Source organism: Pseudomonas lactucae (assembly GCF_036688725.1).
GTDB classification, from domain to species: domain Bacteria; phylum Pseudomonadota; class Gammaproteobacteria; order Pseudomonadales; family Pseudomonadaceae; genus Aquipseudomonas; species Aquipseudomonas lactucae.
Genome location: NZ_JAQQPT010000014.1, coordinates 149,508 through 164,820, shown reverse-complemented (window position 1 = coordinate 164,820; position 15,313 = coordinate 149,508). Strand labels below are relative to the sequence as shown.

At 62.7% G+C, this 15,313-nt stretch carries 16 protein-coding genes; 11 read left to right on the top strand and 5 right to left on the bottom strand.

Annotated features, from left to right (window positions below):
* Positions 1–125: 125 nt before the first annotated feature.
* From V6M90_RS17740 to hemN, 8 genes are all read left to right on the top strand, one after another.
* Complete coding sequence (locus tag V6M90_RS17740) at positions 126–380, top strand: type II toxin-antitoxin system Phd/YefM family antitoxin (RefSeq protein WP_003175467.1); 255 nt, start codon at positions 126–128, stop codon at positions 378–380.
* A complete protein-coding gene (locus V6M90_RS17735; RefSeq protein ID WP_078825683.1) occupies positions 380–790 on the top strand; it encodes a type II toxin-antitoxin system VapC family toxin in 411 nt (136 codons plus the stop codon). The genes V6M90_RS17740 and V6M90_RS17735 overlap by 1 nt, the downstream gene beginning before the upstream one ends.
* Positions 791–997: 207 nt before the next feature.
* Positions 998–2,413: a cytochrome c oxidase accessory protein CcoG gene (gene ccoG / locus V6M90_RS17730; protein WP_141063543.1), complete on the top strand. Its 1,416-nt coding sequence runs from the start codon at positions 998–1,000 to the stop codon at positions 2,411–2,413.
* 15 nt (positions 2,414–2,428) lie between these two features.
* A complete protein-coding gene (locus tag V6M90_RS17725) occupies positions 2,429–2,968 on the top strand; it encodes a FixH family protein (protein ID WP_003175471.1) in 540 nt (179 codons plus the stop codon).
* Between the two features lie 82 nt (positions 2,969–3,050).
* Complete coding sequence (locus V6M90_RS17720; protein WP_332846863.1) at positions 3,051–5,501, top strand: heavy metal translocating P-type ATPase; 2,451 nt, start codon at positions 3,051–3,053, stop codon at positions 5,499–5,501.
* A 22-nt stretch (positions 5,502–5,523) separates the two neighbouring features.
* A complete protein-coding gene (ccoS, locus tag V6M90_RS17715; protein ID WP_078734208.1) occupies positions 5,524–5,742 on the top strand; it encodes a cbb3-type cytochrome oxidase assembly protein CcoS in 219 nt (72 codons plus the stop codon).
* Positions 5,735–6,418 (top strand): sulfite exporter TauE/SafE family protein, encoded by a 684-nt coding sequence (locus V6M90_RS17710; protein ID WP_332846862.1) that lies wholly within the window; start codon positions 5,735–5,737, stop codon positions 6,416–6,418. Before ccoS ends, V6M90_RS17710 begins: the two co-directional genes overlap by 8 nt.
* 102 nt (positions 6,419–6,520) lie before the next feature.
* Positions 6,521–7,903: an oxygen-independent coproporphyrinogen III oxidase gene (hemN, locus tag V6M90_RS17705; RefSeq protein ID WP_003175475.1), complete on the top strand. Its 1,383-nt coding sequence runs from the start codon at positions 6,521–6,523 to the stop codon at positions 7,901–7,903.
* Positions 7,904–7,906: 3 nt separating this feature from the next.
* On the opposite strand, the gene V6M90_RS17700 is transcribed toward hemN, so the two are convergent.
* On the bottom strand, positions 7,907–8,371 hold the full coding sequence (locus V6M90_RS17700; protein ID WP_003175476.1) for a hypothetical protein: 465 nt from the start codon (positions 8,369–8,371) through the stop codon (positions 7,907–7,909).
* A gap of 154 nt (positions 8,372–8,525) precedes the next feature.
* Between V6M90_RS17700 and fnr the strand changes: the two genes are divergently transcribed.
* On the top strand, positions 8,526–9,260 hold the full coding sequence (gene fnr, locus V6M90_RS17695; protein WP_003175477.1) for a fumarate/nitrate reduction transcriptional regulator Fnr: 735 nt from the start codon (positions 8,526–8,528) through the stop codon (positions 9,258–9,260).
* 79 nt (positions 9,261–9,339) lie between these two features.
* A complete protein-coding gene (locus V6M90_RS17690; protein WP_003175478.1) occupies positions 9,340–9,888 on the top strand; it encodes an adenine phosphoribosyltransferase in 549 nt (182 codons plus the stop codon).
* A 192-nt stretch (positions 9,889–10,080) separates the two neighbouring features.
* On the opposite strand, the gene recR is transcribed toward V6M90_RS17690, so the two are convergent.
* From recR to dnaX, 4 genes are all read right to left on the bottom strand, one after another.
* Positions 10,081–10,683, bottom strand: a complete 603-nt coding sequence (gene recR / locus V6M90_RS17685) for a recombination mediator RecR (RefSeq protein ID WP_042945124.1) — start codon at positions 10,681–10,683, stop codon at positions 10,081–10,083.
* Positions 10,684–10,749: 66 nt separating this feature from the next.
* The gene (locus tag V6M90_RS17680) at positions 10,750–11,784 is read right to left on the bottom strand and encodes an NADP-dependent oxidoreductase (protein ID WP_332846861.1); all 1,035 of its coding nucleotides are present in this window, start codon (positions 11,782–11,784) and stop codon (positions 10,750–10,752) included.
* Positions 11,785–11,944: 160 nt separating this feature from the next.
* Positions 11,945–12,283: a YbaB/EbfC family nucleoid-associated protein gene (locus V6M90_RS17675; RefSeq protein WP_003175481.1), complete on the bottom strand. Its 339-nt coding sequence runs from the start codon at positions 12,281–12,283 to the stop codon at positions 11,945–11,947.
* A gap of 43 nt (positions 12,284–12,326) precedes the next feature.
* The gene (gene dnaX / locus V6M90_RS17670) at positions 12,327–14,369 is read right to left on the bottom strand and encodes a DNA polymerase III subunit gamma/tau (protein WP_332846860.1); all 2,043 of its coding nucleotides are present in this window, start codon (positions 14,367–14,369) and stop codon (positions 12,327–12,329) included.
* A gap of 133 nt (positions 14,370–14,502) precedes the next feature.
* Here dnaX and V6M90_RS17665 point away from each other — a divergent pair, with 133 nt between their 5' ends.
* A complete protein-coding gene (locus tag V6M90_RS17665) occupies positions 14,503–15,264 on the top strand; it encodes a substrate-binding periplasmic protein (protein ID WP_332846859.1) in 762 nt (253 codons plus the stop codon).
* Positions 15,265–15,313: the final 49 nt, after the last annotated feature.

The following is a 15,313-nucleotide window of genomic DNA, read 5'->3' as shown; positions in this document are numbered from 1 at the left end:
GCTTTTTTCGTTAAGGATGCAGCGATAATTGAAACGACGCTCTACCACTTGTGGCTTGCCGCTTGAAGCTTGCAACTGGGCCGTAGTAACGTAGCTACATTCACGCCGATAAGCGGGAGGCCCCCATGACCATCACGACCATTTCCAGCCGCGAATTCAATCAAGACACAAGCGGTGCCAAAAAAGCCGCCCGGCAAGGACCGGTTTTCATCACTGATCGCGGCAAGCCTGCCCATGTACTGCTAAGCATTGAGGACTATCACAAATTGACAGGTCTCAACGCTGACATCGTTGACCTGCTGGTGATGCCGGAAGCGGCCGAAATCGACTTCGAAACCGAACGCGCCGTGATCACTCATCGACCCGTGGACCTCTCTTGATGTATCTACTCGACACCAATGTTATCTCCGAACTTCGTAAACCCCAGGCTGATGCAAAGGTCGTCGCCTGGGCCAAAAGCGTCATTGCCCCCCGCATGTTCATCTCAGCAATTACGTTGAAAGAGCTGGAGACCGGGGTGTTGCGCATGGAGCGTCGAGACCCTGCGCAGGGGAAGGTATTACGTACCTGGCTGAAGCGTCATGTGATGCCCGCTTTCGATGCCAGAATTCTACCGGTGGATGCAGCAGTCGCGTTGCGCTGCGCACACCTGCATGTGCCGGATCAGGCCAATGAAAGCGATGCGTTGATTGCTGCGACTGCTCTGGTTCATGGACTGACCGTTGTTACTCGCAACGTCAGCGATTTCAAATCCAGTGGCGTTCCACTGATAAATCCCTGGGACGAATGACCGGCTTACCGGCAAAAACCGTCCATACTTCCCAAGTCAATTGATCCAGATCACGTACACCATCAATTGATTTCCCCCAACGCGACCAAAGGTCGCACCCTTGGCGTATCCTCGGGGGCGTATCATTAAGCCACTGCAAGACCCTTAATTTGACCGCGGTTGGCACGTACTGGCCGAGGCAAATCTCCACCGCCGTGGGATGCAATGATGAGCAACCAGATACCGGTACATGACGTTACCCCGCCTGCCAAAACCGAGAGTAAAACTGTCGATCTGTACGCTGCGCGCGAGAAGATCTACACCCGTGCCTTCACCGGCCTGTTCCGCAATCTGCGCATGCTCGGCGGCGCCGGTCTGTTCCTGCTCTACTTCGGCACGGTGTGGCTGAACTGGGGCGGTCACCAGGCGGTGTGGTGGAACCTGCCGGAGCGTAAGTTCTTTATTTTTGGCGCGACCTTCTGGCCCCAAGACTTCATCCTGCTGTCGGGCATCCTGATCGTCGCGGCGTTTGGCCTGTTCTTTATCACCGTGTATGCCGGCCGCGTGTGGTGCGGCTATACCTGCCCGCAAAGCGTGTGGACGTGGATCTTCATGTGGTGCGAAAAAGTCACCGAAGGCGACCGCAACCAGCGCATCAAGCTGGACAAGGCGCCGATGGGCGCCAACAAGTTCCTGCGCAAATTCAGCAAGCACAGCCTGTGGCTGTTGATCGGTTTTGTCACCGGCATGACCTTTGTCGGCTACTTCTCGCCGATCCGCGAACTGGTGTTCGACTTCTTCACCGGCCAGGCCGATGGCTGGTCGTATTTCTGGGTGGGCTTCTTCACCCTCGCCACCTACGGCAACGCCGGCTGGCTGCGCGAACAGGTGTGCATCTACATGTGCCCGTACGCACGTTTCCAGAGCGTGATGTTCGACAAGGACACCCTGATCGTCTCGTACGACCCACGCCGTGGCGAACTGCGGGGCCCGCGCAAAAAAGGCGCCGACTACCAGGCCCAGGGCCTGGGCGATTGCATCGACTGCACGATGTGCGTGCAGGTGTGCCCCACCGGGATCGACATCCGCGACGGCCTGCAGATCGAGTGCATCGGCTGTGCCGCCTGCATCGACGCCTGCGACAACATCATGGACAAGATGGAATACCCGCGCGGCCTGATCAGCTACACCACCGAACACAACCTGTCCGGGCAAAAGACCCACAAATTGCGCCCACGCCTGATCGGTTATGCCCTGGTGTTGCTGGCGATGATGAGCCTGTTGGCCAGCGCATTCTTCATGCGTCCGCTGGTGGGTTTCGACGTGAGCAAAGACCGCGTGCTGTTCCGCGAAAACGCCGAAGGCCGTGTCGAAAACGTCTACAGCCTGAAGATCATGAACAAGGACCAGCGCGACCACACCTACGTGCTCGACGCCGCCGGCCTGCCGGACCTCAAGCTGCAAGGCCGACGCGAAATCAAAGTGGCCGCCGGCGACATCGTAAGCATGCCGGTGGAGCTGTCGAGTGCACCGGAACAACTGCCGTCGAGCACCAACGAAGTGACCTTCATCCTCAAGGATGCCGACGACACCAGCATCCAAATTGAAGCCAAGAGCCGATTCATCGGCCCACAAGTTCGTTAAACAGGGAACACGAGAATGCCCGCAACCACTGCCGCAAGCCCTTGGTACAAGCACCTCTGGCCCTGGATCATCATCGGGATCCTCGCCTGCTCGGTGACCCTGACCTTGTCCATGGTGACCATCGCGGTGAATAACCCGGACAACCTGGTCAACGACAATTACTACGAGGCCGGCAAAGGCATCAATCGTTCCCTGGACCGCGAACGCCTGGCCCAGACCCTGCAGTTGCGCGCCAAGCTGCATTTGGATGAGCTGACCGGTGAAGTCGAGCTGAACCTGACCGGCTACAGCAACCCGAATACCCTGGAACTCAACCTGATTTCTCCGACCCAGCCGCAGAAAGATCGCAAGGTCAACCTGACCCGCAGCGACAGCGAACCCGGTCGCTACATCGGCCAGGTCACCGACAAGGTCGAGGGGCGTCGTTTTGTGGAACTGCTGGGGGTGGAAGGCGACAAGACCTGGCGCCTGTTCGAGGAAGAAGAGGTCACCCACGACAAAGACTTGCTGCTGGGGGATGAACCGTTGCAGGGGGCCGAAGACCTTAAGAAGTAAAAGCCGCGCTTTGCGCATCGGGGCAAGTCGAATCGTCGCACCGCCCCGATGAGGCCCTCCCAGCCAGCCAAGACCCCTAACCATGACCACCCCAACCCCCTGCTACCACTGCGCCCTGCCCGTCCCATCCGGCAGCCGGTTCACCGCCGACATCCTCGGCGCACGCCGCGAGTTCTGCTGCCCGGGGTGCCAGGCAGTGGCCGAAGCGATTGTCGCCGGCGGCCTGGAAAGCTACTACCAACACCGCAGCGAAGCGTCGGCCAACCCCGAAACGCTGCCCGTGCAGTTGGTGGACGAACTGGCGCTGTACGACCGCGCCGACGTGCAAAAACCCTTCGTGCGCCACCAGGGCGAACTGGCTGAAACCACCCTGCTGATGGAGGGCATCAGCTGCGCCGCCTGCGGCTGGCTGATCGAAAAACACCTGCGCAACCTGCCCGCCGTCGCCGAGGCGCGGTTGAACTTGTCCAACCATCGCTTGCAAGTGCGCTGGGCCGACGGGCAACTGCCCCTGAGCCAACTGCTCAGCGAACTGCGCCATATCGGCTACGCCGCCCACCCGTATCAAGCCGATCGCGCCGCCGAGCAACTGGCCGGCGAAAACCGCCTGGCCTTGCGCCAGCTCGGCGTGGCCGGGCTGCTGTGGTTCCAGGCGATGATGGCGACCATGGCCACCTGGCCAGAATTCAATATCGACCTGAGCCCGGAACTGCACGTGATCCTGCGCTGGGTTGCTATGTTTCTGACAACGCCGATTGTGTTCTACAGCTGCGCGCCGTTCTTCAAGGGTGCCATGCGTGACCTGCGCACGCGCCACCTGACCATGGACGTGTCGGTGTCCCTGGCCATTGGCGGGGCCTACCTGGCCGGGATCTGGACCGCGATCACCGGCGTGGGCGAACTGTATTTCGATGCAGTGGGCATGTTTGCGCTGTTCCTGCTGGCCGGACGCTACCTGGAGCGGCGTGCCCGCGAGCGCACGGCGGCCGCCACGGCGCAACTGGTCAACCTGCTGCCCGCTTCGTGCCTGCGCTTGCAAGCCGACGGCCAGAGCGAGCGCATCCTGTTGAGCGAACTGGCGCTGGGCGACCGCGTGCTGGTGCATCCGGGCGCGGTGCTGCCGGCCGATGGCGTGATCCTCGACGGCCAGTCCAGCATCGATGAGTCGCTGCTCACCGGCGAATACCTGCCGCAGCCGCGCCAGGTCGGTGATGCGGTGACTGCCGGCACCCTGAATGTCGAGGGCGCACTGAGCGTCGAAGTGCGCGCCCTGGGTCAGGAGACGCGGTTGTCCGCCATCGTGCGCCTGCTGGAACGGGCCCAGGCCGAGAAGCCGCGCCTGGCGCAAATCGCCGACCGCGCCGCACAGTGGTTCCTGTTGTGTTCGCTGATCGCCGCGGCGCTGATCGGCCTGCTGTGGTGGCAGCTGGATGCATCGCGAGCATTCTGGATTGTACTGGCGATGCTGGTGGCGACCTGCCCGTGCGCCCTGTCCCTGGCCACGCCGACCGCCCTCACCGCCGCCACCGGCACCCTGCACAAACTCGGGCTGTTGCTGACCCGCGGGCATGTGCTGGAAGGCCTGAACCAAATCGACACGGTGATTTTCGACAAGACCGGCACCCTCACCGAGGGCCGCCTGGCACTGCGGGCGATCCGGCCATTGGGCGAGCTGAACAGCGACCGCTGCCTGAGCCTTGCGGCCGCCCTGGAAAACCGTTCCGAACACCCGATTGCTCGCGCCTTCGGCCGCGCGCCGTTGGCCGCCGATGAAGTACTCAGTACCCCTGGTCTTGGCCTGGAAGGGCGTGTGGGCGAGCGTTTGCTACGCATCGGCCAGCCGGGTTTTGTCTGTGAACTCAGTGGTTGCCCGATCCCCGCTGCACCGGACGACGCCGGGCAATGGCTGCTGCTGGGCGACCGCGACGGCGCCCTCGCCTGGTTCGTGCTCGACGACCGCCTGCGCAGCGACGCCCCCGCGCTGCTCGCGGCCTGCAAGGCGCGCGGTTGGCGTACGTTGCTGCTGTCGGGGGACAGCTCGCCGATGGTCGCCAGCGTCGCCGCCGAGTTGGGTATCGACGAGGCCCACGGCGGCCTGCGCCCCGACGACAAGCTGCACGTGCTGCAACAACTGCACAAGGAAGGCCGCAAGGTGTTGATGCTCGGCGATGGCGTCAACGACGTGCCCGTGCTCGCCGCCGCCGACATCAGCGTGGCCATGGGCTCGGCCACCGACCTGGCCAAGACCAGCGCCGATGCGGTGCTGTTGTCCAACCGCCTCGACGCGTTGGTGCAGGCCTTCAGCCTGGCGCGACGCACCCGACGGGTGATTATTGAAAACCTGCTGTGGGCAGGCCTATACAATGGCCTGATGCTGCCGTTTGCCGCCCTCGGCTGGATCACCCCCATCTGGGCGGCGGTCGGCATGTCCATCAGTTCGTTGACCGTGGTGCTCAACGCCCTGCGCCTGACTCGCCTGCCGAGCGCGCCGGCCACCGGTACCCCCTCAATCACCCGCCCGCCGCCGGCGTGAGCCGCACGGGCATGGAGTGCAGATGCCAGCTTTATACGTGATGATTCCGGCGGCGCTGCTGATAGTGGCCATCGCCATTTACATCTTCTTCTGGGCCGTGGACAGCGGCCAGTACGACGACCTCGACGGCCCGGCCCACAGCGTGCTGTTCGACGACCAGGACCCCAACCACCTGGCCGCCGTCGACGAAGCCAACGGCCCGGCGCAACCGCCCACGCCCAAAGACCCGCCCCATGCTTGAACTGGCGCCGTTGCTGGCCTCCGCGCTGATCCTGGGCCTGCTGGGCGGTGGCCATTGCCTGGGCATGTGCGGCGGGCTGATGGGCGCGCTGACCCTGGCAATTCCCAGGGAGCAACGCAGTCGCCGGTTTCGCCTGCTGCTGGCGTACAACCTGGGGCGCATCCTCAGTTACGCCACGGCAGGGCTGTTGATCGGCCTGGCCGGCTGGGCGGTGGCCAATAGCCCGGCGGCCCTGTTCATGCGTGTGTTGGCCGGTGTGCTGTTGATTTGCATGGGCCTGTACCTGGCCGGCTGGTGGAGCGGCCTGACGCGCATCGAACGCCTCGGGCGCGGCCTGTGGCGGCATATCCAGCCCGTCGCCAGCCGTTTGCTGCCGGTGTCCAGCCTGCCGCGCGCCCTGCTGCTGGGCGCGCTGTGGGGCTGGTTGCCGTGCGGGTTGGTCTACAGCACCCTGCTCTGGGCCGCGAGCCAAGGCAATGCGCTGGACAGTGCGCTGCTGATGCTGGCCTTCGGCCTGGGCACCTGGCCGGTACTGCTGGCCACCGGGCTGGCGGCCGAACGCGTGACCACGCTATTGCGCAAACGCAGCGTGCGCATGGCCGGTGGGTTGCTGGTGATGGTGTTTGGCCTATGGACCTTGCCGGGGCCGCATCAGCACTGGCTGATGGGCCATTAAAGGGCCATGTGGCATAGCGCCGCTGCCTGTTGATGCAAATCAAGGTGCCCACCCCGGCCAGCCCCTAGACTCGGCCCACTAGCCTATCCGGGGGACGCCCGCATGCTCGACGCCATTCGTTGGGACACTGATCTGATTCATCGCTACGACCTGGCGGGACCGCGCTACACGTCCTACCCCACCGCCGTACAATTCGACAGCCAGGTCGGCACGTTCGACCTGCTTCACGCCCTGCGCGACAGCCGCAAGGCCGCGCGACCGTTGTCGCTGTATGTGCATGTGCCGTTCTGCGCGAACATTTGCTACTACTGCGCCTGCAACAAGGTGATCACCAAGGACCGTGGCCGCGCCCACGCCTACCTGCAACGCCTGGAGCAGGAGATCCAGTTGGTGGCCTGCCACCTGGACCCGAAACAGCCGGTGGAGCAACTGCATTTCGGCGGCGGAACGCCCACGTTTCTCAGCCACGACGAACTGCGCCAGGTCATGACCTGCCTGCGCCAGCACTTCAATTTGCTCGACGATGACTCCGGTGACTACGGCATCGAGATCGACCCGCGCGAAGCCGACTGGGCCACCATGGGCCTGCTCCGCGAGCTGGGTTTCAATCGTGTCAGCGTGGGCCTGCAAGACCTCGACCCCGAGGTGCAACGGGCGGTCAATCGCCTGCAGAGCCTGGAAGAAACCCGCGCGGTCATCGACGCCGCGCGGACCCTGCAATTTCGCTCGATCAACATCGACCTGATCTACGGCCTGCCCAAGCAAACGCCGATCAACTTCGCGCGCACCGTGGAAGAAGTGATCAAGCTGCAACCGGACCGCCTGTCGGTGTTCAACTACGCGCACCTGCCGGAGCGCTTCATGCCCCAGCGGCGGATCAACACCGACGACCTGCCGTCACCGGCCGAAAAACTGCTGATGCTGCAAACCACCATCGAGCAGTTGACCCAGGCCGGCTATCGCTACATCGGCATGGACCATTTCGCCCTGCCGGATGACGAGCTGGCCATCGCCCAGGAAGAAGGCACCCTGCAACGCAATTTCCAGGGCTACACCACGCACGGTCACTGCGACCTGATCGGGCTCGGTGTGTCGGCGATCAGCCAGATCGGCGACCTCTACTGCCAGAACAGCAGCGATCTCAATGGCTACCAGAACACCCTGGCCGGCGCGCAACTGGCCACCAGCCGTGGCCTGGTCTGCACCACGGACGATCGGTTGCGGCGGGAAGTGATTCAACAGTTGATCTGCAATTTCAACCTGGCTTTCGAACCGATCGAACAGACCTTCAACATTGATTTTCGCGGGTATTTCGACGACATCTGGCCGCAACTGGAGGCGATGGCCACCGACGGCCTGATCGAGCTCGACGCCAAGGGCATTCGTGTATTGCCTGCCGGGCGGTTGCTGGTGCGATCGGTGTGCATGGTGTTCGACGCCTACCTTGAGCACCAGAACCGGCAGCGGTTCTCGCGGGTGATCTAGGCGTTACTTCATTGCCAGGCCGGCCGCCTTGATCGCATCACCGGCACTCATGCCTTTCATGGCTTTGGCCAGGGAGGTTTGAGCCGTGATCAAGCCGGCCTGCAGCCCGCCCAAGGCCGCTTGCAGGCCGGACAGCTTGGCCCTGGCCTGCTCAGGGCTGAGGCTCTGGTCCGCCATCACGGCAGCCATTTCAGCCTGTTTCTCGGCGATCTGTTTTTTAATCTCACGAATCATCTTCAGCAGTTGCTTGACGTTATCCGAGAGGCCACTGTCGTCGATGTCGCTGTTGGAGGTTTTTTGCGCCGTCTGCGCTTGCATCGCCGCACCGGAGATCGTGACCGAAACGCCAGGTTTGGCCTTTTCGTCAACACCGCTGCCATCATCGTTCGGCGTCACCGCCTTGTCTTGGGTCGCCTGCGCCGCGGGTATGTTGACACTGGCCGTCAGATTGCTGGTTAACGAGAGCATGAGCGATGCCTGATGATAGAGAGTCGATAGCAGACTATCGGCGCTTTTATCAGTTTCTTTATACCGCGTCGGCTTTTTTGTACAGGCTGGCCTCACCGCCCCCGAGTGCTGTACCCTTACGTCTTATGTGTGTTTTCCCACAAGGATTTAAGAAATGTCCGAGCCAGCCAAACTGCGCGCTCACGGCCAGGCCCACTGCAAGGATTGCAGCCTGGCTCCCCTCTGCTTGCCACTTTCGTTGAATCTGGAAGACATGGATGCGCTGGACGACATCGTTAAACGCGGTCGCCCGCTCAAGAAAGGCGAGTTTCTGTTTCGCCAGGGCGACACGTTCGATTCCGTCTATGCAGTACGTTCAGGCGCCTTGAAGACCTTCAGCCTGAGCGACGGCGGCGAAGAACAGATCACCGGCTTCCACCTGCCCAGCGAGCTGGTCGGGTTGTCGGGCATGGACACCGAGATTCACCCGGTGTCGGCCCAGGCGCTGGAGACCACGTCGGTGTGCGAAATCCCCTTCGAACGCCTGGATGAACTGGCCCTGCAATTGCCGCAACTGCGTCGCCAGTTGATGCGCGTGATGAGTCGCGAAATTCGTGACGACCAGCAAATGATGTTGCTGCTGTCGAAGAAAACCGCCGATGAGCGCATCGCCACCTTCCTGGTCAACCTGTCGGCGCGCTTCCGTGCCCGTGGTTTCTCGGCCAACCAGTTCCGCCTGAGCATGTCGCGCAACGAAATCGGCAACTACCTGGGCCTGGCGGTGGAAACCGTTTCCCGCGTATTCACGCGCTTCCAGCAGAACGAACTGCTGGCCGCCGAAGGCAAGGAAGTGCATATCCTCGATCCGATCCAGTTGTGCGCGCTGGCCGGCGGTTCTCTGGAAGGCTGAAGCAGACGCCCGCGGCCGCGCCAACCGGCGAGGCCGCAGGTATACTCCGGGTCCGTTTTCCTCCCAGGACTCTTCGACGATGACCTTCGATTCGTTCGACATCAAATCCCTGATCCGCCCCGTCATCGATTTCCCCAAGCCTGGGGTGATCTTCCGTGACATCACGCCGCTGTTCCAATCCCCCAAGGCCCTGCGCCTGGTGGCCGACAGCTTTGCCCAGCGCTACGTCGAAGCCGATTTCAGCCATATCGGCGCCATGGATGCGCGTGGTTTCCTGATCGGCTCGATCATCGCCTACCAACTGAACAAGCCGCTGATTCTGTTCCGCAAGCAGGGCAAGCTGCCGGCCGACGTGCTGGCCGAGGGTTACCAGACCGAATACGGCGAAGCCTTCCTGGAAGTGCACGCCGACAGCCTGTGTGAAGGTGATTCGGTGCTGATATTCGATGACCTGATCGCCACCGGCGGCACCTTGATCGCGGCGGCGAACCTGGTGCGGCGCATGGGCGCCAAGGTCTTTGAAGCGGCGGCGATTATCGACCTGCCGGAACTGGGCGGCTCGCAGCGCTTGGAAGATATGGGTATTCCGACTTTTTGCCTGACACAGTTTGCGCTGACTGAACGTTAACGCTTGGCCTGACTGACGCCATCGCGGGCAAGCCCCAATGCCAGTCAGTCAAGGCTTTGAAGGGGTAAAAAGTGACCTGTGGCGAGGAGCTTGCTCCCTCGCCACAGATACAGTGTTGTCCCTTAACTGACTGGCAGTAGGGCAAGTCGAATCGTCGCACCGCCCCTCCCACATTGGGTACTGCGGTGTTCTTTAGAGTGCGATCGGCTTGCGACCGGCGAACGAGTGCGCCAGGGTGCCGCCGTCCACCAGCTCCAGCTCGCCCCCCAACGGCACGCCATGGGCGATACGCGAGGTGATCAAGCCCTTGTTGCTCAGCAATTGGGCGATGTAGTGGGCAGTGGCTTCACCTTCCACCGTCGGGTTGGTGGCCAGGATCACTTCGCTAAAGGTGCCCTGCTCTTCAATCCGCGCCACCAGTTGCGGTATGCCGATGGCTTCGGGGCCCAGGCCGTCCAGTGGCGACAGGTGGCCCTTGAGCACGAAGTAGCGCCCGCGATAACCGGTCTGCTCCACCGCGTACACGTCCATCGGTCCTTCGACCACGCACAGCAGCGTGTCGTCGCGGCGCGGGTCGGCGCATTGCGGGCAGAGTTCTTCTTCGGTGAGGGTGCGGCACTGGCGGCAGTGGCCGACACCTTCCATGGCCTGGCTCAGGGCCTGGGCCAACCGGGTGCCGCCGCTGCGATCACGCTCCAGCAGTTGCAGCGCCATGCGCTGGGCGGTTTTCTGGCCGACGCCCGGCAACGTGCGCAGGGCGTCGATCAGTTGACGAATCAGGGGGCTGAAGCTCATGGGCGAAAGGTCCGACAAAACAACGAGACGCGGTTTATACCCGCGCCTCGGATTAGCGTCAAATGCTCAATCCTGCGCGACCCGTACCACCAACTTGCCGAAGTTGCGCCCTTCGAGCAAACCGATAAAGGCTTCGGGGGCCTGCTCCAGGCCATCGACCACGTCTTCGCGGAACTTGATCTTGCCTTCGCGCACCCAGGGCGCCATGGCGCTGAGAAACTCGGGTTGGCGATCACCGTAGTCGTCGAACACGATAAAGCCCTGGATGCGCACACGCTTGGTCAGCAAGGTGCGTTGCAACGCCGGCAAGCGATCAGGGCCGCTGGGCGCCTCATGGGCGTTGTAGCCGGCAATCAGCCCGCACAGGGGGACGCGCGCCTTGGGGTTGAGCAATGGCACGACGGCGTCGAACACCTTGCCACCGACGTTCTCGAAGTAGATGTCCACACCCTTGAAGCAGGCCTGCGCCAGCTCATGGGCAAATTCGGCGCTCTTGTGGTCGATACAGGCATCGAAGCCCAGCTCCTCCACCACATAGCGGCACTTCTCGGCGCCGCCAGCGATCCCGACTACACGCAAGCCCTTGAGCTTGGCCACCTGGCCTACCACCGAGCCCACCGCGCCGGATGCCGCCGCGACCACCAGGGTTTCGCCGGCCTTGGGTTGTCCGATGTCCGTCAGGCCCATGTAGGCGGTCATGCCCGGCATGCCCAGCACCCCCAGGGCCATGGAAGGACTGGCCAGGCCCTGGGGCACCGGCATCAGGTTGCGGCCATCGGAAATGCTGTGGCTCTGCCAGCCGGTGGCCGCGACCACCAGGTCGCCCACTTCGAATTTCGGATTACGCGATTGTTCGATACGGCTGACAGCGCCACCGGTCATCACCTCGCCGATTTCCACCGGTGCCGCGTAGGACGGTGCATCGCTCATGCGTCCGCGCATGTAGGGGTCGAGAGACAGGTAAAGGGTCTTGAGCAGCACCTCGCCGTCCGCCAGTTCCGGCAGAGTGACGCGCTCCAGGCGGAAGTTCTCCGGGGTGGGTGCGCCCTGGGGGCGTGAGACCAGCACGATGCGTTGGTTCAGGGTCAATTCTTGAGGCATCACGGGGCTCCTTTAACAATGATCGAAATTTCAATAGCCTCAAGTGCAGACACCGCCAAAGACGCACAGGTTCGACTTGGCAGCTGCTACGGGGGGGAGCGGTGATAAAAAAAATGCCAGGCGCTGGGCCTGGCATTGGAGTCTAGCTGACGCTGCTCGATCAGAACGGCAGCTTCATCCCCGGCGGCAGTTGCATGCCGGCGGTCACGCCGCCCATTTTTTCCTGGCTGTTGGCTTCGATCTTGCGCACGGCGTCGTTGACGGCCGCGGCGAACAGCGCCTCGAGCATTTCCAGGTCATCTTCACCCACGCCTGGCAGCACGCTTGGGTCGATGCTCACGCGCTTGATGTCGTGACGACCGGTCATCACCACGCTGACCATATCGCCACCAGCCTTACCGGTAACTTCAGCGTTGGCCAGTTCTTCCTGCATCTTGGCCATCTTTTCCTGCATCTGCTGTGCCTGCTTCATCAGGCCGGCCATGCCACCTTTCATCATGGGAATCACCTCAAAGTACGTGGATCAAGTAAGTAGCCCGGTGTCAGGACGCCTGAGGCACCGGGGCTTCGACAGGTTCAATTGTATCCGGGCGCACGACCGCGCCGAACTGTTGCATCATTTGCTGGATGAGCGGATCGCCATGGATCGAATCCTCAGCCTCGCGCTGACGGTTGATACGCCGGCGCGTGGCGGCCTGGGCCGGGGTTTCCTGCTCAGGCTTGATCAGCTCGATGGCGATGGTCAACGTACGCCCGTGGTACTGGTTCAAGGCATCGTTGAGGCGACGTTGCTGGGTCGCGTTGAACAAGGCGCTATGGGCCGGGTCCAGGTGCAGCAACCAATGGTCGCCCTCGATGGAGATCAGCGTGCAGTTGGCGGCAATGCTGCCGGTCATGCCGGAAATCGGCAGTTTCGGGAACAGTTCCAGCCACTGCAACGCCAAACCGGTGGCCGGGGCCGCGGCGGGTTCAGGCTCGGGCTCGGGCGCAGGCTCGGCGGTGTGTTCGCTGGCCAACTCGTCCAGGTAACTGTAGGCCGAATCCATGTCCGGCTCGATGTAGTCTTCGTCCAGCGGCGGCTCGTCGTCATCGAGGTCGATGCCCGGCGTGGCCGCGTCTACCTGGGCCACGGTCGGCTCGGGCAGCGGCGCGGATACCCATTCCGGCGCGGCGGGCACGACACTGTCCGGGGTGGGCGCAGGCATCGGTGTCAGCTCGGGCTGCTCGCCGATGGTTTCCAGCACGGGCTCCACGACGGGTTGCAGCTCGGGTTCGGGCTCGACTTCGGCTTCCACCGGGGCGTTCCATGGCAGGTCCACGACCGGCTCGGGCTCGATAACCGGTTCCGGCGCGGCCACCGGCGCCGCTGCGACAGGCGCAGGCGCAGGCGCAGCGACCACTGGCGCAACCACCGCCGCGCCAGCCACTGGTTTGGCGGAATCAACTGTGGCCTGGCTGATCCCCACTGGCTTTAGCGGCTGCCTCGGTGCATCGGCCGTGTCTGCAGGCCGGAAGGCCAGCATCCGCAACAGCACCATCTCGAAACCACCACGCGGGTCCGGCGCCAGCGGCAGGTCGCGGCGGCCGATCAGGCCCATCTGGTAGTAGAACTGCACGTCTTCGGCCGGCAACGCCTGGGCCAGGGCCAACACGCGGTCGCGGTCGCCATGGCCGTTGTCGACGCCTTCCGGCAGGGCCTGGGCGATGGCGACGCGGTGCAGCACATTGAGGATTTCCGAGAGCACGCCGTTCCAGTCCGGGCCCTGCTCCGACAGGTGGCGCACGGCTTCGAGCAATGCCTTGGCATCACCTTCGATCAGCGCGTGCAGCACGTCGAACACCTGACCGTGGTCGAGGGTGCCGAGCATGGCACGCACATCGGCGGCCATGACCTTGCCTTCACCAAAGGCGATGGCCTGGTCGGTGAGGCTCATGGCGTCACGCATCGAGCCGTCGGCGGCGCGGCCGAGCAACCACAGCGCGTCGTCTTCGAACGGTACGTTCTCGACGCCCAGCACGTGGGTCAAATGCTCGACCACGCGCTCGGGCGTCATGTTTTTCAGGGAGAACTGCAGGCACCGCGACAAAATCGTTGCAGGAAGCTTCTGCGGATCGGTGGTGGCCAGGATGAATTTGACGTAGGGCGGCGGCTCTTCCAGGGTTTTCAACAAGGCGTTGAAGGAATGGCTGGACAGCATGTGCACTTCGTCGATCAGGTAGACCTTGAAGCGGCCGCGACTGGGTGCGTACTGCACGTTGTCGAGCAGTTCGCGGGTGTCTTCGACCTTGGTGCGGCTCGCGGCGTCGATCTCGATCAGGTCGACGAAACGCCCTTCGTCGATCTCCCGGCACACCGAACAGGTGCCGCAAGGCGTCGAAGTGATACCGGTTTCACAATTCAGGCATTTGGCGATGATGCGCGCAATGGTGGTCTTGCCCACCCCGCGCGTACCGGTGAACAGGTAGGCGTGGTGCAGCCGTTGGCTGTCCAAGGCATTGATCAGAGCCTTGAGCACATGGGTCTGGCCGACCATTTCGCGGAACGAGCGCGGGCGCCATTTACGTGCAAGAACCTGATAACTCATCGAAAACCGTCGCAACTGGGAAGCGGAAGCCGGTAATGCTAGCGGAGCAAGGGGGAAATTGCATCCGGCACGCTCGTCTAATCTGACTAAGCTCTGCGCAGTGGCCCGGCAAGGGCCTGAACCCGGAGAGTGTATGCGCGTAGTCCTGGGCGCTTTATGGATGATGACCACGGCAAGCTTCGCGGCGCCCGCGCCGCTGCGTTTCTCGGTTTCCGACAGTTGGGCGATGCCCATGGTGCAGTTGGATAATGGCCGGCCCATCCAAGGTATTTTGTATGACGTGATGTCGAGCCTGGCCACCCACGTGGGCCATCCGGCGCAATTCCATGTGCTCGCACGAGCACGCATCGCTACGGCCATGGCCCATGGCGAAATCGATGTGCGCTGTTATGTCACGCCGTCATGGGTCGATAACCTGTCGGGCGATTACATCTGGAGTGTGCCGCTGATGGTGCAGCGCAACGTGCTGGTCAGTGCCCACAGCCGGCCGGTACAGGGGCTCAAGCTGGCACCCCAGGCGATCGGCACGGTGCTTAACTACCGCTATGCCATCCTCGATCCGCTGTTCGCCAGCGGCCAGTTGAGCCGGGACGATGCGCGCAGCGAAGAACAAGTGCTGCACAAATTGGTGGCCGGGCGTTACACCTACGCGGCGAGCAACGAATGGATCATCGACCGCTTCAACCAGAAAATGCCGGTCGGCCACCGGCTGCACAAAGTGGCCGTGATTGACGAGCAAGACCTCGGCTGCCTCGTGCGCAATGACCCGAGCGTGCCGGTGCAACAGATTCTGCGCACGCTCCTGCAGATGAAGAGGTCCGGAGAAATCGACGACATCATCAAACTGTACACCGGCGAGGATCCGGTGCCGCTGCACACTCCTGACAAGAACTGACAGGGCCGCCTTATAGACTCGGCGCCACTCAACGTCCGTTCCCAAGGAG